The organism is Streptomyces virginiae, assembly GCF_000720455.1.
In the GTDB taxonomy this organism is placed as follows: Bacteria; Actinomycetota; Actinomycetes; order Streptomycetales; family Streptomycetaceae; genus Streptomyces; species Streptomyces virginiae.
The window spans coordinates 81,119-100,021 of the sequence record NZ_JOAK01000005.1; the positions used below are offsets into that span (position 1 = coordinate 81,119).

Consider the following 18,903-nt stretch of genomic DNA (forward strand, 5'->3'; position numbering starts at 1 on the left):
ATCCTTCTTTTCACGAGGGCTCGATCCGGCGCCACAGGTGCCGCGTCGAGGCCAACAGATCCTCGAATTCTTCCAGAGGCATCTCATAGGCCGGCCCGATGGTCACGTGGGTCTTGCCGTCCTTGACGGCCTTGAGGCCCTTCGGCAGGTCCCGGGAGTCGATGGACCACATGTGCAGGGACTTTCCCGTACCGCCGAACGACACAGGGCGTCGGTGCGACGGGAGTCCCTTGGGGCTTACGGCACCCGACATCCCCTCACCCGGGGAAACGGTCCCGTTCGCCGACGGGTGGACGTCGGGGTTGTCTCCGTCGACACGGATGCCGAGCTTCTTCGGCGAGCGCCCCAGAACGGGAAGTCCGTCCTCGTCCATGTCCATGCCGCGGTAGGTCGTCCGGTCTCCGCCGCCGGAACCGCCGCCACTGCCACCGGGGCTGTCACCGCTACCCCCACTGTCGGCCTGTTTCGCCGCCGGAGCCTCGACGTCGTCGGCCTTCTTCGGCGCCTTCGCCGCATCGGCCTGCTTCTGCCACGCACGCATGTCCTCCTCGTACTTGGCGAAGGCCTTGGCGTCGTTGTCCGAGCGCTTGAGGAGTCCGGTGGCCCAGACGACCTCGTCCTCCCACTTGTTGTACATCGTCCAGGCGCGGTCGAGCGCCTTGACGACGCGCTTGCCCTTCCCGAGGACGCCCAGGAACTGCTCACCGATCAGCATGGCGCAGGTCGTCTTGTTCCCGCCCAGGCAGTCGGCGATGTCCTCCCAGCCGATGAGGCCCTTCCCGACCTCGATGGCGATGTTCTTCGCGACGTCCACCTTGGACATCTGCTTGATCTTGGTGGCCTTCTCGACATCACGCGCCGAAACCGTCGGTGTCGGCCTCGCCGGCGCCGGGGGCGTGCGGGCGATGATGCTGTTGTACTGCCTGAGGAGCTCCCTGTAGAGGCGGATCAGCTGAATGAAGCCGCCCCAGAACTCGCCCGAGGGGTCGGAGAAGGTGACCGGGCTGTTGTTCCCGTAGGCGTACGGGTTCATCGTCTGGGACTCGGCCATGTCCATCTTCGGGTCGACCGAGATGAACCTTCCGAGCGAGGCGTCGTATTCGCGAGCGCCCAGATGCGTGAGGCCCGTCGAATCGTCGACCGTGCCGCCTACGAAGCCCTTCTGCCCCGGCCACACGGCGGGCTTCTCGCCGCGCAGGTCACCGTACGGCGTGAACTTGCGGCGTGTCACGGCCTGCGTGGCGGCGTCCACCGACGTCGTCGCGCTGCCGTTGTGGTCGGCGAGCACGTACGAAGTGGTGGTCTTGCCCCCTTCGGCGACGCGGACCATCACGGGCCCGGTCGCGGACGAGTAGTACCGCGTTCCCCGGACGGCTCCCGTGGCCTTCGCCACGTGGATCTCGGTACCCGGCAGATACAGGGTGTCGCCGGTCGGGTCACGACGGATGAGGCGGTTGCCTCCGGCGTCGTAGAGGTACTCCGTGTCCTTGGCCGTATCGCCCGGCGCCGGGGACACCTTCTTCAGCCGGCCCTCGACGTCCCATTCGAGGTTCTGCGTGGCGCCCTCGACGGTTCGCCGCGTCGTGTTGCCGGCAGCGTCGTACGCGTAGCTGTCGGTCCGCGTGCCACCGGGGCCGGTGGTGTCGACCTTGAGCAGCTGGTTCTTGGCGGGGCCCGTGGCCGGATAGGTGTAGGTGCGGGTGACGTCCTTCTTCAGGTCGCCCGTCGTATCGTGCTTGACCTCCGTCTTGCGGTTGCCGACCGCGTCGAAGGTGTACGAGCTCCAGTAGGCGTCCGGTCCGCCCACCTTGGGTGCCGAGCCCGGGCCGGCGGCGCCCGGCTGCTTGGCGCAGTCGTCCGTCGCCGTCCAGGCGTCCTTCATGCGACGCAGGTAGTCGTAGGCGAAGCACTGCGTGTCGGCGACGCCCGGCGCACCGTCCCGCTGGTCGGTGACCTTCAGGATGTTGCCCGAGGGGTCATAGGTGGTACGCACGTCGCTGATCTGGCTGTACCCGGTCATCCCGGTCTGCTGCGAGTGGTACGTCCGGTTGACCCGCCGGGTCTGCTCGTCGAACTCGTAGGTCGAGACGATCTGCTTGTTGGCCTCACCGACGTTGGTGCGGACGAGGTCACCCAGGGGCGAGAACTCCGAACTCGTCAGGAAGGCACGACCGTTCACCGATGTGCTGGTCGCCATGTCGAGGCCGTTGTAGCCGGTCGCCACGCGGTCGGCCGGCAGTCCGGCCGCGGCCGGGAACAGCGTGGACGTCGAGAGTCCGACGGTCTTGCTGTAGGTCTTGGCATAGGCGTACGTGCCCGCCAGCTTGCCTTCGTTGGCAGGGATGACGATCTTGCTGCCCATGGGCCGGTACTCGGCGTCGTAGCCGGTGACCGCCTGGACGTAGGCGTTGCCCTTCTCGTCGTACCGCGTGGACGACACCGGGAGCCCGAGCGCCCCGGGCAGCGTGTCGTAGGTCTGCTCCGTGAGCTTGCGCCCCTGGAGCGAGCCCTCGTGCGTGGCCGTGGTGCGGCCGAGGGCGTCATAGGCGAACGCGATGGTGTTGTCGAGGCTGTCGGTCGTGGACGCGATGCGGCCACCGACACCGTACGAGGTCTTCGAGACGCCCTTGTCGGGGTCGCTCGTCTCGTACACGCGGCCGAGCAGGTCGTACTTGTACGACCAGAGGTTGCCCCCCTGGTCCGTCACCGAACTCAGCTGGCCCTTGGGGGTGTAGCTGTACTTGATGGTGTTCGCGGGCGTTCCCGTCGGGGCGTCGCCCTCGAACTGCTGGAGCTCGGTCTTGCGGCCCTGCCCGTCGATGATCGCCTTCGTGGGCGTTTCACCCTTGGGCGGGTCCACCGCGATCCAGTCCCCGCCGTACGACGTCGTCGTACGCCAGGTCTCCTCCCCGTTCTTCTGCGCAATGGTCGCCACCGGGCGGCCCATGCCGTCGTACTCGGTGCGGCTGGAGGAAGGGATCTTGCTCTCTACCGGGACCCACATCTGGTTGGAGGCGGGCTGGTCGTTGAAGTAGGCCCCGTTCTCCATCCGGACCTGGCCGCGGCTGTCGTAGAACGTGTCCGTGATCACCCGGCCCTTGTCGAGCCCCTGCTGCTGCGTCTGCCGCATGCGGAGCGAGCCGTCGTAGAAGTCGTACCGGGTGCGGTACTTCCCGCTCTCCAAGAGGTACTTGTTGGTGATGATGACGGGTGCGTCGGCCGATCCGGGGCGGATGTCGTACGAGAACTCTGCGTCTGGGACGGTCTTCGTCGGGTCGCGGTCCGGTGACCACGCCTTCACGAGTCGGCCGAGCGCGTCGTACTGCATCGAGGTACGCCGCTTGTTGGCGTCCTCCTTGACCACCGGGAGGCTGCGGCCCGCGTCCATCTCGGTGACGGTCGCGTGGCCGAGCGGGTTGGTCGTCGTGACCTTCGTGAGCACTCCGCCGGCAGCCGGCGTGTACTCCGTCTTCGCCGTGGCGCCGTGGACGTCGGTCTGGGTGACCGGACGGCCGTAGACGTCGTACGTCGCCGTTCCGGCGACGGTGTACTTCGGGGTACTGCCCTCGTAGGAGCCGAGGGTTTCGCTCCGGACCGTGTTGCCCACCGCGTCGAAGTGCGAGATCTGGTCGGCGATCACGTCCGCCGGGCGGGAGATGTTCGGCGCGTCACACGCCTTGGACAGCGCCTCCGACCGCTTCTTGTGCGCGAACATCCACTTGGACGGGTCCTCGTGGTACTCGTACCGGACACAGACGTCGTCGGTGTCGACGGCCAGGTCGCCACGGTTCGTCGTCTGCGCGACCCGCCCCCGTGCGTCGTAGCTGTGCTCCACGGACGTACGGCGCTGGCCCCGGTTGTCCGACAGCACGGTGCGCGAGGCGACCTTCGAGAGGTTGCCCACCCAGGCTTCGAGCGGCGCGGCACCGTCCGGACGCTTGCGCGTCGCGGTCGGACCGGCCACGCCCGGAGTGACGAGGGATGCCGATTCGAGCGCCTCGCCCTCACCCTTGTAGTAGAGCGTCTCGCGGGTCTGACCGGCGAAGTGCCGACTGTCGGCGATCTCGCCGCCCTCGGAGTCCTTGATCTTGACCGAGCGCTTGCCGCCGGGCTGGGAGGGGGCTTTGTCCCCGTCCATGCCGCGGAAGAAGACCGTCTCGACCTGGGACCGCTTGTCCGGGGCGGAGCCCACCAGAGTGCGGACGCGGCCGTAGCCGCGCCACTGCGACCACGTGCGGGCCTTCTCGCTCAGCTGTTCCGTCTCGTCGTCGAACGCCCAGGCCGGAGCGTCGAGGTACTGGTAGTTCGTCTCCTTGGTCGGGGAGATGGCGTTCGGGTTCTCGTCCCTGACCTGGTCGACGCGGTGCTTGTGGAACCAGTCGGTGACGTAGAGCTTCTTCTCGCCCTTGGGGTCGTTCGGGTCCGGGATCTCCTTGATCACCGGGTAGCACCGCAGGGTGTTGTTCTCGGGCGAGGCAGGGAGCTTCTTCGGCTCCTTGGTGCTGCACTCGGTCGGCGCGTACTTGACCGCGGTGACCGCGCCGGTCTCGGTGCGGATCTTCTGGACGCGCCAGCGCAGGAACGGCGGGCTGCCGTCCTCGTTGTTGTCGACGCGGTTCTCCAGCTGGACGCCCTCGAAGACCACGGGAGGCATCTCGGCATCGGCGCCGTCGCCGTTCTTGCCGGTGTGCTGGATCTGTGCCAGCCACATCGGGTACTCAAGGGCCACACCACCATCGCCGGTGGAACGGAAGTCGTGCGTCAGGACCCAGGTGTCCACCGCCTCGTGCTTGCCCGCCTTGAGGACACTGGTCGTGACCGCCTCGAGCATCTTCCGGCTGAAGAAGGTCGGCGTGTAGCGGTCCTTGCACTCCTTGCCGGTGTCGCAGATCTGGTCGGCGGGTACGTCCGGCCAGTTCTTGGTCACGTCCCACTTCGCACCGTCGACGAGCTTGGTGTCGGCGCAGTCGAAGTCCTTGGTGGGGATGCAGCGCTCGACGGCCTTGAAGTCGACCCGTGCCGGGGACAGGGTGAAGAGGTTGTCCGAGCGCAGGCCGTAGTCGACGTGCTGGAGCCAGCCGCCGCGGTCGTACGGGCGGGCGGTCGTCTTGCCGTCGTCCTGCACGTTGGAGCCGTAGTTGTTGTGCTCCTTGGCGTACCAGTAGGTCATGGCGTTGCCGTGCGGGTCCACGACGTAGTCGAGGTTCCAGCGCCAGGCCTGGTTGCAGACCGAATCGGCGTAGGAGGCCTTGTAGCAGGCCTCGCCCGGGTGGTTGCCATAGACCGGCACCGTCCACGCGGAGTTGGTCTCCAGCTTCCCGGTGGTCCAGCCCGGCAGGCGGTTCAGCCCGAAGTGGTACTGGACGCCCTGCTGGTTCGTCACCCGCCAGTGCTGACCGCCGGTGTCACCGTTGGTCGCGCCGTCCAGCAGCTCGACCTTGGAGCCGTCGTCCTGCGCCGGTCGCCATGTCTTCTTCTGCGGGTCGGCGTCGTCCAGGACGAGCGGGGTGGAAGAACCGTTGAGGCTCAGGGTCACCATCGGTGCGCCCTGGCACAGGTCACCGGTGATCTGCTTGGGGTTGTTGAACCCCGATCCCGCCTTCTTGTCGTCGGAGCACGGAACGAAGCTGTGCTCGATGAAGTTGTTCCCGGTGGACACGTCCCAGCCGTCGCCCGCCCAGGAGGACTGGCCGGAGGAGGCGGAGGTACGACCGTCCACGGCGGCCGAGGAGTAGCCCAGGCCGAGTGACGGCGCCGGACCGCCGAGGGAGGCCGGCAGGTCCATCGGATAGGACCAGGAGAAGTCACCCGCCGAGCCGCCGCCCTGCCAAGAACCGGTGGGGCTCAGCGAGGTCGCCGTGAAACTGCCGTTGCTGCCGCTCGCGCCCGCCGTCGTGGCCAGCACCGTCGGTGCGGACGCCGCCGAGCGGGTCTGCGCGCCCGAGGAGGCCGCCAGGGTGGCGGTCACGGTGCCCGTGACCGGGTTGTTCTTCGAGGCGACCGGGGTGCGCTTCTGGCACTCCGGCTTCGCCGGCGAGGTCAGGGCGCACGCGGGGAGCTCGACCAGCTGGAGACGCGAACCCCAGTTGCCGCCGTAGGCGTTGCGGAACTTCGTGTAGTCCAGCTCCACCGAGAGGGGCACGGAGGCGGACGAGGCGTCAGCGGGCCTGACGGCCATGACCACGCCGTCGATGCCGAGGGCCGTGGCGGTGGCCTGGTTCTTCACCTCCACCTCGGTGGAGACGGCGGCCGGTACGCGGTCGGTCGGCGCCGGCACCGCCTTCAGCTTGACCGGCAGTTTGCCCGCCGGGACTTCGGCCGGAGGGGGTGCCAGGAACTGCGAGATCTTGATGCCGGGGGCGGCGGGCGGGGTCGCCCCGCCCTTCGCCGGCACCTCGACGTCCGCCGTTCCGGGCTTCGGTAGCTCCACTGCCGGAGCGCCCTTCCAGGTGCGCTTGGCGGCGGCCGCCTTGCCCGCGTCCTTGGACTTCGACGTGTCCGACAGCCTCTTGCCGGGAACGTTCGTGAGCTTCTGCGTACCCGGCAGGTCTGCGGCCGAGGCGCTTCCCGCTATTGCGGGAAGCCCGGTCACCAACAGGGCGGTGACGACCGCTGACGCGGTCCACCCCGGCCTGAGGACAGACCACCCTCCGGCTCTGTGTCTATGCCGTTTCCCCTGACGGAAAAACGAACGCTGCGGCTTCAAACCCTACCTCCATGACGGGAGCCGAAATGACGTCGGGTATTACTACCAGAGCGTTAACTAAGGAGATCAATCAGGGCAACGAACTCCCCACGTTCCAGTAAAGTGAACATAAAGACCGAATGACTCTTTTCGGACACCCTGCAGGTCAAGCCGGTATGTTTTTCGCCACACCGGCTGGTCGAGCCACCCCAGATACGGGGTTCGGCGTTAGTGAAGGAAACAAGTGAAGCAAGCAGAAAGACCGCTCGGCGTGAGCGGTCGGCGGCGGCTGAGAGCGATGTCCGTCGTGATATCCACCACTCTGGCGGGCGGCGCGATTTCGGCGGCTCCCGCGGCTTTCGCCGCGCCCGCACCGAAAGCGAAAAGCGGAATAGACAGTTCCGCCATCGGCACTCCGCTGGCCGAGGAAACCGAGTCGGCGAAGAAGTCCGCGAAGAAGTCGGGGAAGCCCGTCGAAGTGGTCGGCGGGCGCACCGAGACCGATGAGCTGTACGCCAACCCCGACGGCACCATGACACTCGACCGGGCGCTCTTCCCGGTCCGGGTGCGGCAGGGCTCCGCCCTCGTGCCCGTCGACCCCACCCTCCAGGTGAAGGCGCAGGGCCGGATCGCCCCGAAGGCGGCCCGTACGGACGTGTCCTTCTCCGGCGGCGGCACCGGTCCGCTCGCCGTCATGCGCGAGAACGGCCGTGAGATCCAGTTGAGCTGGCCGGGCAAGCTGCCCGCGCCGAAGCTCTCCGGGGACACCGCCGTGTACCCGGAAGTGCTGCCGGGCGTCGACCTCGCGGTCAAGGCGACCGCGGACTCCTTCAGTCACTCGCTGGTCGTCAAGTCCGCCGAGGCTGCGAAGAACCCCGCCCTCGCGAAGGTCGACTTCGGCCTCAAGGGGAAGGGCCTGACGGTCAAGGCCGAGCCCGACGGCCGGCTGCGCGCCGTCGACCCGACGGGGCGGTCCGTCTTCTCGACGCCCGAGCCCAGCATGTGGGACTCCTCCGCCGGACAGCCGGCCGGGGTCTCAGGGCCCGGCCAGAAGGCCCCCGAGGCGAAGTCGGCGGCAGAGGCGCCGGCGGAGGGCAAGCCGGCCGGTGCCAAGAGCGGAGCCCCCGCCGCCCGGAGCCTCGCCGCACCGGCGTCCGACCCGGCGACGCCGCCCGCGGCCCCCGCCCCGCGCCCGCTGGACGACGTACTGTCCGGCACGACCGAGGGGTCCAGGCAGGCCGACCTCGGTGTCGAGCTGCGCGGTGAGACCCTCTCGCTGAAGACGGACGCCGCCCTGCTGAAGGCACCGGAGACGGTGTTCCCCGTGGTCATCGACCCCAAGTGGGCGCCTGACGCGGCACGCAACGCCTGGTCCCTCGCCTACAAGAACACGGGGGTCAGCGGGAGCGCCGACATGGTGTTCTGGAACGGCGGATCGACCATGAAGGACTTCGCCCGCGTCGGCGTCGCGAAGGACAACAACGGCAACACCGCCTGGGGCAACTCCTACTTCCGGGTCGGCACCGGCAATCTCCAGGACAAGCAGATCCTGGACTCCGTCATGCGCATCAAGCAGGTGCACGCCGGGTCCTGGTCCTGCAACTCCGGCGATGTCGAGCTCTTCGACATCGGCCGTGACCTGCCCAACAACATCACCTGGAACCGCCAGCCCGCCAGCAAGGGCAGCGTGGACCGCTCCGGACAGTCCTTCGGCGGCCGCAACTGCCCCAATGCCAGTGACGGCCTGGTCGAGTTCGACGTCCTGCCCGCCGTGAGCAAGGCCGCGGCGAACAAGTGGGGCACCTGGTCCTTCGGCCTGCGCTCGGTGTCCAACGCCGTCGACACGTCCTGGCGCAAGTTCGACCCGAACTCGGCGCGCGTCTCCACGCGCTACAACACCGCCCCGGCCAAGCCCTCGGACCTCAAGACCAACCCCTCCGTGCCCTGCACGGGCGGCACCTTCGGCCTGACCAGCGAAGTCGAGCTGCGCGCCCGCGTGCACGACGACGAGGACACCAACCTCCGCGCCTACTTCGAGTGGGGCAAGGCCGGCGCCGCGGCTTCCGGATCGCAGCACGTGGACGTCAGCAGCGGCGGCGACGCGGTGGTCCGGATCAACGCTTCGGGGCTTGACGGCTCGTACTGGTGGAAGGTGGCCACCACGGACTGGACCACCAACAGTGCGACGTCCGACCAGTGCGCCTTCACCATCGACCGGTCCCGGCCGTCCAAGCTGCCCTCCGTCAGCTCGGCCGAATTCCCGCCCACGGGCAGCGGCAAGCCCAGCAAGCCGGCCCGCACCAACGGCACCTTCGTCTTCGGCGCGAACGGCGTCGACGACGTGACCGGCTACGTGTGGTGGTCCGACCAGGACAGCACCTTCCGCCAGGTCAAGGCGACCAAGAAGGGCGGCCCCTCCGAGCCCGTGACCTTCAAGCCCTACAGCGCGGGGCCGCAGTACCTCTACGTCCGCAGCGTCGACGCGGCCGGCAACCAGTCCGACCAGTACGCCTACCACTTCCAGCCCGAACGCACCCCGGGTCCGGACAAGCCCGGCGACCTCAACGGTGACGCCACCGTCGACCTGTGGGCCGTCGACCCCAGCACCGGAACCCTGCGGACCTACCCCTGGCAGCGGGACGGCGCGACCGGCGGCACCCTCGGTGCCGGTGTCGCGGCAGCGCAGACCTCCTTCGCCGGTTCCGTCATCGCCCACCGCGGCAGCTGGAACGTCGAGGACGGCTACGAAGACCTGATCGCGCTGAGCCCCAGCGCGGAGGACCCGCAGAAGAAGGAGCTCTGGCTCCACAAGAACGACGGCTCCGGCCGCCTGCGCGGTGAGTCGGGCCGCTTCGAGTTCGACGTCTACGACGCCGAGAACCGGCTGTGGACCAACGCCGACCAGGTGCTGGTGGTCGCCAGTACCAACGACGACAACTACGACGGGGTCCTGAACGACGCCGACGACCCGGATCTCCTCATCCGCAGGGGCGGCGAGCTCTACCTCTTCCTCGGTTCCCGGGCCGACCGCTTCCTGGACACCTTCCAGAAGCCGATCTCGCTCGGTCAGGCCGACTGGCAGAACATGACCCTGTCCGTCCCCGGCGACCTCAACGGTGACGGCCTCTCCGAGCTCTGGGCCCGCGACAGGACCACGGGCAAGGTGCACCAGTACACCAGCCGCAAGGGCACCGACGAGTTCGGCGCGGTCAGCGCGGACCTCACGGTCTACGGCGACGCCGCGGTCCGCTCGGCCTCCCTGGGCACCATCCCCGCCGGCACCTACCCGGTACCGCTGAGCAACGGTGACTTCGAGGGCGACGGCTTCGCCGATCTCCACGCCCTGAGCACCGACGGCCTGCTGTACGAGTTCCCGGGCCGGGCGATGCAGAACGGCTCCGCCTTCGGAGAGCCGCGCCTCCTCGTCAAGATCGGTACTCCCTGGAACGAGTGCGAGACCGTCGAGGGTACGCACACCGGCGGCAAGCGCAGCCTGTGCGGCCCCGTCCTGGCCAAGTTCAAGGCGCTCGGCGGGCTCACGTTCGGACACCCGACCTCCGACACCGTCGTCGCACCCGACGGCAAGGGTCGCTACATCCACCTGAAGAACTCCGCCGGCGCGGAGGACCGCTCCATCTACTGGAGCCCGGACACCGGGGCCTGGTCCATCCAGGGCGGCATCCGCAACAAGTGGTCCGAGATGCAGCGAGAGTCCGGCGTCCTGGGCTACCCCACCTCCGACGAGATGGTGACCCCCGGCGGAACCGGGTGGGTCACCACCTTCGGCAAGAACGGCGCCAAGAGCGCCCTGTACTACTCCTTCGCCACCGGCGGTCAGCCGGTCAGGGGCGGGATCTACGAGTCGTTCCTCAGGCTCGGCGGCGTGAGCGTCTACGGGTTCCCCGTGGACCCGGAGGCCCCGACCAGCCCCAAGGCCGGTGCGCACCAGCACTTCAAGGCCGTCGGTGCCTCGGCGGTCACGACGACCTTCTTCTGGAGCAGCGGCACGGGGGCCTGGCCCGTCAGCAACGCGAACCGCACCAAGTACTCCGCGGAGAACTCGGAGAACGGCTGGCTCGGCTTCCCGACCTCGGCCGAGTACGCGACGAACAACGCCTCGATCCGCTCGGACTTCGAGGGCGGCTACATCAAGTGGAACCGCCACAGCTACACCACCACGGCCCACAAGCCGAACGACCGCACGGCACACCTGCGCACCGACCTCGGCGGTGACGTCAACGGCGACAAGCGCAGCGACCTGATCACGGTGCAGGACTACGGCAACGACACCACCGGCCTGTACGTCCTGGACGCCAAGCCGGACGGCGGGCTCGCCGAGCCCCGTGAGGTATGGAGCAGCGGCGCCCGGAACTTCAACGCCGCCAGCGCCAAGTGGGCCACCGGGGACTTCAACGGTGACAAGCGCGCCGACGTCGCGGCCCTCTACGGCTACGGCGACGGCGACGGCCACAACGCCGTCTTCACCTGGTTCGGCACGCCGGACGGGGGATTCACCACTCCCGGCGCCCCCCTGCAGATCCCGGCGGGCAAGTGGGACTGGAGCAAGGTGGCCCTGCTCGCGGGCGACTTCAACGGCGACAAGCGGGCCGACGTGGCCGTCGTGCACGACCACGGCAGCGGAGTCACGGCCGCGACCACCTTCACCAGCAAGGCGGACGGTACCTTCAACGCCGGGCTCGACAGCTGGCGCTCGGCCAGCGGCTGGCACAACGCTGCCGCGCAGTACCAGGTGGTCGACTCCAACGGCGACGGCCGCTCCGACATCGCCGCCGTGTACTTCAACGGCACGGTCGAGACCGCGATGTGGACCTTCAAGGCGAAGACGGACGGCGGCTTCGAAGCACCCTTCAAGTCCTGGTCCGCGACGGCGCAGGCCTTCCAGTCCGCCCGTATCGAATCCACCGGAGGGGACTACAACGGCGACGGCCGCGGTGACCTCGCCATCGTCTACGACTACAGCGGCGCCACCGGTACCCACACCTTCACCGCCAAGCCCGACGGAGGCTTCAACGCCCCCCTCGCCAGCTGGAAGTCCGGCGACGGCAACTGGTGGGCCACCAGCAGCGGAACCCCCGTCTCCGGGGACACCGACGGCGACGGCCGCGCCGACATCGTCATGATGTACAACTACGCGGCCGGCGACACCAGGGCCTTCACCCTGACCAGCCGCGCCGACGGCGGCTTCGACGGCGTCCGCGCCTCCTGGTACGCCGCACCCGGCATGTGGTAGCCGGCAGCGGCTGCTGAGAAACGAGGGCTCCGGTCCCCGGCCCAGGCCGGGGACCGGAGCCCTCGCCGTGTTCGTCCCCCTCGGCCGGGGCACGGAACCAAAGAATCCGCCGCGGCGTCCCAGACTGTGCCACCTGTCCCCGTCTCTCGGAATCGAGGGGACGTCATGATCAACACCCGTCTCCGGCAGTTCGTGGCCCTGGCGACCGGCGCCCTGCTCGCCGCCTGCCTGTCCTTCGCCGCGCCCGCCTCGGCCTCCACCCTCACCTCGGCCACCGCCGACGTCCAGGCCCCGACCCCGCTCGTCGTGAACGCCCGCTGGGGCGGGCACGCCACGTACGACCGGATCGTCATCGACCTGCAGGGGTACACCCCCACGGTGACCGTCACGCCCGTCGCACAGCTCGTGTACGACGGCTCCGGAAAGCCCGTCCCGCTGGCCGGGAAGTACTTCCTGGAGATCCGCCTCAATCCCGCCGCCGCGCACGACGACGCGGGTGGGAGCGTCTACCACGGCCCCAAGCTCCAGAAGATCTACCTCAGCAAGCTCAAGGGCCTCGCCATGACCGGCGACTACGAGGGGTACGTGACCTTCGGCGCCGCCTTCGACACCGTCCCCTACTACCGCGCCTACAGCCTGCACTCGCCCGAGCGGTTCGTCGTGGACATCGCCCACTGAACCGCTGAACCGCTGAACCAGCGGCGGGGGTGCCGGCCTGGCCGCGCACCCCCGCCGCGCGCGTCACCTGCGCCAGAACAGGTGGTGCGTCACGCCGCTCGGGCTGGGCACGACGTCCAGGTGGAACCGGTCGAGCAGCTCCTCGGGCGACTTCCAGAGCCGCACCCCGGAGCCGAGGTCCACGGGTGCGACCGCCACGTGCAGGGTGTCGACGAGACCGGCGTCGAGGAATTCGCGGATGGTGGTGGCTCCGCCGCCGAGCCGGACGTCCTTGCCCCGCGCCGCCTCTCCGGCCGCTTCGAGGACCGTCGCCGGGTCGGCGTCGACGAAGTGGAAGGTGGTGTCGGAGAGCGTGAACGAGGGCCGCGGGTGGTGGGTCATGACGAAGACCGGGGTGTGGAACGGGGGCTCCTCGCCCCACCAGCCGCGCCACTCGTGATCGGCCCAGGGCCCTCGCTGGGGCCCGAACTTGTTGCGGCCCATGATCTCGGCGCCGATGTTGTGCGTGAAGTCGCGCGTGAAGTAGTCGTCCAGGCCCCGGCTGCCGCCCGGGTCGGTGCGGTTCGGCCAGCTCGCCGTGGCTCCGGCCCACGCGAACATGGCCGCGGGGTCGGCGTGGCCGAACGGCCGCTCCAGGCTCTGGGGCTCGCCGGCGCCGAACCCGTCGCGCGAGACGGTGAAGTTCTGGACTCTCAGCAGCTGCTCCACGGGCTTCCTCCAGTCGTGTCGTCCCTCATGGGACCGTCCGGGCGCGGAGAACTCATCGGTGCTCGGGGTTGGGGAAGTCGAAGCGGCAGCCTGCGTCCCACAGGGAGCGCTGGTTGCCGTGGGCCGGGATGCCGCCGGAGCGCTTGAGCAGGCCGGCCAGGTGCATGAGGTTCCAGGACATGAAGGCGGTGTTGCGGTTGGTGAAGTCGTTCTCGGGGCCGCCGGAGCCGGGGTCGAGGTAGGAGGGGCCGGGGCCGGCCTCGCCGATCCATCCCGCGTCGGCCTGGGGCGGGATCGCGTAGCCGAGGTGCTGGAGGCTGTAGAGGACGTTCATGGCGCAGTGTTTGACGCCGTCCTCGTTGCCGGTGATCAGCGCGCCGCCGACCCGGCCGTAGTAGGCGTACTGGCCGTGCTCGTTCAGCAGGGAGGAGCAGGCGTAGAGCCGTTCGATGACCTTCTTCATCACGGAGCTGTTGTCGCCGAGCCAGATCGGCCCGCACAGCACGAGGATGTCGGCGTCCATGATCTGGCTGTAGAGGACCGGCCACTGGTCGCTCTCCCAGCCGTGCTCGGTCATGTCCGGCCAGACGCCCGTCGCGATGTCGTGGTCGACGGCGCGGATGAGCGAGGTACGGGCGCCCGCGGACTCCATGACCGCGCGGCTCTTGTCGATCAGGCCCTCGGTGTTGCTGGTCTCGGGCGAGCGCTTGAGCGTGCAGTTCACGTAGAGGGCGGTGAGGTCGGCGTAGGGCGCGGGGGTCGCGGTGTTCTCGTCGGCAGCCACACACCCCAGCCTGTGCAGTGCGCGGGGCGGCCGCCACCGGGCCTGGCCCGTCCGGGGGCGGCCGTGGAGAGGTGATCGCGGCGCCGGGCCGCGGCAAACCTAGGATGGCGGCATGTCCCTGCCGCACGCCATCCTCACCGCCCTGCTCGAGAAGCCCTCGTCCGGGCTGGAGCTGACCCGGCGGTTCGACAAGTCGATCGGGTACTTCTGGTCGGCGACGCACCAGCAGATCTACCGCGAGCTGGGGCGGCTGGAGGAGGCCGGGCTGATCCGGGCGCTGCCCAGCGAGGTGCCCGTGCGGGGGCAGAAGAAGGAGTACGAGGTGCTGCCCGCGGGCGGCACGGAGCTGGCCCGGTGGGTCGCGGAGAGCCAGGACCCGAAGCCGATGCGCGATCCGCTGCTGCTGCGGATCCGGGCGGCGGGCGTCGTGGGGCCGCAGGGGCTCGGCCCTGAGCTGCGGCGCCATCTGGACCTGCACCGTCGCCAGCTGGCGCAGTACGAGGCCATCGAGGAGAAGGACTTCCCGCCGGGCCGCGACGCAGTGGAGGACCGGCTGCGCCGGCTCGTCCTGCACGGGGGGATCGCTCTGGAGACGTTCTGGCTGACCTGGCTGGAGGAGGCCCTCGGCGAGGTCGGGGACATGTCCGGCCCGGAGGCCTGAGGCCCTCGCGGGCGCCGGTGCCCTACGACGCACGGCGCCGCCCCCGCCCGGGCGGACCGGGGCGGGGGCGGCGGCGGAGGGACTACTTGTTCAGGGAGGCCCAGAACTCTTCGAAGCTCAGCAGCTTGTCGCCGTTGGCGTCCTTGGAGGCGACGACGGAGTCCGCGACGGCCGGGGTCACGTGGGCGTCGCCCATGGCGCGCATCGCGGCGCTGTACTCGTCGGCCGTGATGAAGCCGTCACCGTTCACGTCGAACCTGTCGAACGTAGCCCGTGCGCTCTCGATGTCCGCCACTGGGTCCACCCCTTCTTGGTGCTTGTTGACCGGCCCAGGGTAGCGGCACCCGGGGCGGGCGGGCCCCCCGGCCCCCTAGCGGAAGATCCCGGTGTGGCCGAGCGAGTAGCGGCCGGGCTGCGGGTACACGGCGAGTCCGTGCGGGCCGCCGCCCACCGGGATCCGGGCGAGCTGCTTGCCGGTCACGGTGTCGACGGCGTACACCTCGGAGTTGTAGCGGCCGGACAGCCACAGCACCTTGCCGTCGGCGGAGACGCCGCCCATGTCGGGGCTGCCGCCGTCCGGCAGCGTCCACTTCTTGGTGAGCTTCTTCTGCGGGAAGTCGTAGACCGAGATGGTGCCCTCGCCGCGGTTGGAGACGTACATCTCCTTGGAGTCGCGGCTCACGTAGAGGCCGTGGCAGCCCTTCCCGGTGGGCAGCAGCTTGGGGGTCTCGAAGGTGTCGCCGCTGAGCACCCACATGCCGTGCGCCATCATGTCGGCGACGTAGAAGGTCTTGCCGTCCGGGGAGACCTTGACGTCCTGGGGCATCGCGCCCTCGAACGGCAGCTTCTGCTGGCCGACGACCTCCATCTTCTCCGTGTCGACCTTGAGGAGTTCGCCGGAGAACTCGCAGCTCACGATGAAGTAGCGGCCGTCGGCGGAGAAGTCGGCGTGGTTGACGCCGAAGCAGGTCACCGGGACGGTCTTCACGCGGTCCATGGTGTGCGGGTCGCGGAAGACCAGCTCCTTGTCCAGGGAGGCCATGACGACCGCGTACTTTCCGTTGGGCGTGAAGTACAGGTTGTAGGGGTCGTGGACCTCGACGGGCTTTCCGGCCTCGCCGGTGGCGGGGTTGATCGGGGTGAGCGTGTGGCCCCGGTTGTTGTTGACCCACAGGGTCTTCAGGTCCCAGGAGGGGACGACGTGCTGGGGCTGGACCCCGACCGGGATGGTGTCGATGACCTGGTAGGTCTCCGGGTCGATGACGGACACCGTGTTGGAGCTGGTGTTCGGCACGTAGACGCGGGAGGGGAAGTCCTTGACCACCGGGGACAGCTTGCCCGGCCGGTCGGCCGCGTAGACGTCGTTCGGATCCAGCAGGGGCGGCATGCCGGGCAGCCCGGGCGGTGCGGCCGGTACGGCCTTGACGGGCTTGGCCGGGCCTTTGGTGCCGAGCGCCTCGGCGGGCCCCTTTCCGGCTGATCCGCAGCCGGCCAGGGCGGCGAGGACCAGACCGGCCAGCAGTACGCCGGCATTCCGGGGAAGGCGGGTGGTCTTCATGGCGTCAGCAGCTCCGTGGTGGTCACCGCGCGCAGTTTGCGGCGCGCGAGTTCTTCGAGGAGGGGAGGCATCGCGTCGACCGTGTCCGCGTAGCCGAAGTGCAGGCTCACCACGGATCCGGGCCGGATCGTCCCGGTGACGTTGCGGATGACGGCCGCGGCGCCGGGCGAGGTGAAGTCGAGGGAGTCGACGTCGTACGACAGGACGTGCGGGTAGCCCGCCCGCCGGGCCAGCTTCTGGACGAGCGGTGTCGCGTACTGCGTCTGAGAGGGCCGGAACCAGATGCCGATGGAGCCGGTGAGTCGCTTGAGGCGCTGGGCGCAGCCGGTGATCTCGGCGTAGGCCTCCGCCTCGGTCATGTCGTTGATCGCGAGGTGGCGCTGGGTGTGGTTGCCGAGCTCGTGACCGCCGTCGAGGATCCGGCGGGCCATGTCCGGGTGGGCGTCGAGCCAGGCGCCGATCGCCAGGACGGTGATCCGCGCGCCGGCCTTCTCGGCGGCGGCCAGGGCCGCGCGGGCGAGGGCGGGCTCCCCGTTGCCGTGGAAGGTGAGGGCGACCCGGTCGCCCTCGCGCGGACCGTGGCCGATCTCGGGGGGCTGCCCGGCGAACCGGCGCGGGGCAGCGGCCGGGGCCGGCTGCGCGGGCCCCGCGGGGCGGGCGGGGCCGGGGGGCCCGGAAGGTAATGATTGACCCATTTCGGGACGTTCACCGAAGAGGGTGAATCGGGTGGCCCATCCGCCACGTGATCAACGATTTACTCAGAGGAGTCGATAGTTATTCATCGATTGCGAGGCGAGTGGCCCACCTCACCTAGGATTTAGCTAGAAAGTCTTGCGATTTGCACACTTATGTCCAAGTAGGGACTTTTGGCGTTCGAGCGCGCGTCTGTCATAGTCGAAACCACGACTTCCCATTGACCCGAGCGAAGTCGCCACGCCGAGGATCACACCCCCTCAGATCCTCGGCGCACCCATGAAGCCCCCACACCGCCCCACACGGCGAGCCGGGGGCTTCAGGCGTTCTGGCGGTCGGCGACCCGCATCTCGAACCAGGTGATCTTCCCCCGGGGCAGCAGGTCGGCGCCCCAGCGGTCGGACAGCTTGTCGACGAGGAAGAGGCCGCGGCCGGTGGTGTCCAGTTCGTGGACCGGCATCAGACACGGCAGCCCGCGCGAGGGGTCGCGCACCTCCACCCGGATCCAGCCGCGCCGCCGCAGCATGCGTAAGCCGAAGGAGCGGGCGCCGGTGTGGCGGACCGCGTTGCCGACGAGTTCGGAGACCAGCAGGACGGCGTGCTCGGAGATCTGCGGCGAGAGGCCCCAGAGGCGGACCACCACGCACTGGGTGAGCCGGCGAGCGGTACCGGCGGACTCCGGCATGGACGGCAACGTCACTTCCGCCTCGGCAGGATTCCCGTACAACTCCAGCGCCTTGAGGCCCTGTTCCTCCTCGACGGCCGCCGTGAGCCGTACCGCCGAAGCACCGCCGCGCTGCCGCGGCTGTTCCACACCCTCCAGGCCCGCCATGCACCCATCATGGACGGCCGCCCTGCCCCTCCGGGCCGTTCCACAGGAAAACACCCCCCGGATTCAACGAATCCAAGGGGGTCTCCTGTCATATGCGGGAGGCAACCGGGTGGCCTCGAAACGGGCCCTGACCTGGCGTGACCCACCGCATGGAAGTGATCACAGCGAGTGGATCACCGATGCGCCTTAAGGTTGCCTTAAGGCCTGGCTAATCCACCCACAGGGAGGACCGCCGGGCCGGACGGTCAGACGAACTTCGCCTTGCCCGGGCCCTCTTCGACGAAGCTGCGCATGCCGCGCTCGCGGTCCTCGGTGGCGAACAGGCCCGCGAACCAGTTGCGTTCGATGGTGAGCCCGGTGTCGATGTCGGCCTCCAGGCCCGCGTCCACGCACTCCTTGGCGGCGCGCAGCGCGATCGCCGGCCCCTGCGCGAGCTTGGCCGCCCAGGCGTGCGCCTGCTCGTAGACCTCGGCGGCGGGCACCACCCGGTCGACCAGGCCCAGGGTCAGCGCCTCGTCGGCCTTGACCATGCGGCCGGTGAAGATGAGGTCCTTGGCCCGGGAGGGGCCGACCAGCCGGGACAGCCGCTGGGTGCCGCCCGCGCCGGGGATCAGGCCGAGCAGGATCTCGGGCTGGCCGAGCTTGGCGTTGTCGGCGGCGATCCGGTAGTCGGCGCACAGCGCGAGCTCGCAACCGCCGCCCAGCGCATAGCCGGTGACGGCGGCGACGACGGGCTTGGGGATGCGGGCGACGGCGGTGAAGGCGTCCTGCAGCGCACGGGACCGGACGACCATCGCCGCGTGGTCCATCGTCTGCATCTCCTTGATGTCCGCGCCGGCCGCGAACACCTTCTCGCCGCCGTAGATGACGACCGCGCGGACGTCGGCCCGGTCGGTCGCCTCCACGGCGAGCTCGCGCAGCCGGTCCTGGGTGGCGATGTCCAGGGCGTTCATGGGCGGCCGGTCCAGGCGGAGGGTGCCGACGCCTTCGGAGACTTCGAGAGAGATGGTCATACGGGTCAGGTTAGCGGCGGTTAACGCGAGGTGGCCCGGT

Annotated in this window: 11 protein-coding genes; 3 read left to right on the forward strand and 8 right to left on the reverse strand. The window is 69.3% G+C overall.

Going from position 1 to position 18,903, the window contains the following annotated elements:
* Positions 1-10 precede the first annotated feature (10 nt).
* The gene (locus IG86_RS38560; protein ID WP_157854803.1) at positions 11-6,592 is read right to left on the reverse strand and encodes an RHS repeat-associated core domain-containing protein; all 6,582 of its coding nucleotides are present in this window, start codon (positions 6,590-6,592) and stop codon (positions 11-13) included.
* Between the two features lie 391 nt (positions 6,593-6,983).
* On the opposite strand from IG86_RS38560, the gene IG86_RS0110130 reads away from it, so the two are divergent.
* Together IG86_RS0110130 and IG86_RS0110135 are read left to right on the forward strand one after the other, a co-directional pair.
* On the forward strand, positions 6,984-11,936 hold the full coding sequence (locus tag IG86_RS0110130) for an FG-GAP-like repeat-containing protein (protein ID WP_078905863.1): 4,953 nt from the start codon (positions 6,984-6,986) through the stop codon (positions 11,934-11,936).
* A 165-nt stretch (positions 11,937-12,101) separates the two neighbouring features.
* A complete protein-coding gene (locus IG86_RS0110135; RefSeq protein ID WP_030896383.1) occupies positions 12,102-12,614 on the forward strand; it encodes an AMIN-like domain-containing (lipo)protein in 513 nt (170 codons plus the stop codon).
* Between the two features lie 63 nt (positions 12,615-12,677).
* On the opposite strand, the gene IG86_RS0110140 is transcribed toward IG86_RS0110135, so the two are convergent.
* Both IG86_RS0110140 and IG86_RS0110145 read right to left on the reverse strand, forming a co-directional pair.
* On the reverse strand, positions 12,678-13,322 hold the full coding sequence (locus tag IG86_RS0110140) for a dihydrofolate reductase family protein (RefSeq protein WP_030896388.1): 645 nt from the start codon (positions 13,320-13,322) through the stop codon (positions 12,678-12,680).
* 52 nt (positions 13,323-13,374) lie between these two features.
* The gene (locus IG86_RS0110145) at positions 13,375-14,106 is read right to left on the reverse strand and encodes a flavodoxin family protein (protein WP_030826618.1); all 732 of its coding nucleotides are present in this window, start codon (positions 14,104-14,106) and stop codon (positions 13,375-13,377) included.
* Between the two features lie 112 nt (positions 14,107-14,218).
* On the opposite strand from IG86_RS0110145, the gene IG86_RS0110150 reads away from it, so the two are divergent.
* A complete protein-coding gene (locus tag IG86_RS0110150; RefSeq protein ID WP_030826622.1) occupies positions 14,219-14,767 on the forward strand; it encodes a PadR family transcriptional regulator in 549 nt (182 codons plus the stop codon).
* 82 nt (positions 14,768-14,849) lie between these two features.
* On the opposite strand, the gene IG86_RS0110155 is transcribed toward IG86_RS0110150, so the two are convergent.
* The 5 genes from IG86_RS0110155 to IG86_RS0110175 all read right to left on the reverse strand — a co-directional run bounded on the left by IG86_RS0110155 (position 14,850) and on the right by IG86_RS0110175 (position 18,863).
* Positions 14,850-15,062: an EF-hand domain-containing protein gene (locus IG86_RS0110155; RefSeq protein WP_030826624.1), complete on the reverse strand. Its 213-nt coding sequence runs from the start codon at positions 15,060-15,062 to the stop codon at positions 14,850-14,852.
* Positions 15,063-15,137: 75 nt separating this feature from the next.
* Positions 15,138-16,325, reverse strand: a complete 1,188-nt coding sequence (locus tag IG86_RS0110160; protein WP_030826626.1) for a YncE family protein — start codon at positions 16,323-16,325, stop codon at positions 15,138-15,140.
* Complete coding sequence (locus tag IG86_RS0110165) at positions 16,322-17,020, reverse strand: polysaccharide deacetylase family protein (protein ID WP_051785078.1); 699 nt, start codon at positions 17,018-17,020, stop codon at positions 16,322-16,324. Before IG86_RS0110165 ends, IG86_RS0110160 begins: the two co-directional genes overlap by 4 nt.
* Positions 17,021-17,337: 317 nt before the next feature.
* Positions 17,338-17,850, reverse strand: a complete 513-nt coding sequence (locus IG86_RS0110170; protein ID WP_030655726.1) for an ATP-binding protein — start codon at positions 17,848-17,850, stop codon at positions 17,338-17,340.
* Positions 17,851-18,095: 245 nt separating this feature from the next.
* Complete coding sequence (locus tag IG86_RS0110175; protein WP_030826632.1) at positions 18,096-18,863, reverse strand: enoyl-CoA hydratase/isomerase family protein; 768 nt, start codon at positions 18,861-18,863, stop codon at positions 18,096-18,098.
* Positions 18,864-18,903: the final 40 nt, after the last annotated feature.

Coding starts and splice junctions, on each gene's coding strand:
- IG86_RS0110130 (WP_078905863.1), top strand. CDS start 6,984: ATGTCCGTCGTGATATCCACCACTCTGGCGGGCGGCGCGATTTCGGCG.
- IG86_RS0110135 (WP_030896383.1), top strand. CDS start 12,102: ATGATCAACACCCGTCTCCGGCAGTTCGTGGCCCTGGCGACCGGCGCC.
- IG86_RS0110150 (WP_030826622.1), top strand. CDS start 14,219: ATGTCCCTGCCGCACGCCATCCTCACCGCCCTGCTCGAGAAGCCCTCG.
- IG86_RS0110160 (WP_030826626.1), bottom strand. CDS start 16,325: ATGAAGACCACCCGCCTTCCCCGGAATGCCGGCGTACTGCTGGCCGGT.
- IG86_RS0110165 (WP_051785078.1), bottom strand. CDS start 17,020: ATGGGTCAATCATTACCTTCCGGGCCCCCCGGCCCCGCCCGCCCCGCG.
- IG86_RS0110170 (WP_030655726.1), bottom strand. CDS start 17,850: ATGGCGGGCCTGGAGGGTGTGGAACAGCCGCGGCAGCGCGGCGGTGCT.
- IG86_RS0110175 (WP_030826632.1), bottom strand. CDS start 18,863: ATGACCATCTCTCTCGAAGTCTCCGAAGGCGTCGGCACCCTCCGCCTG.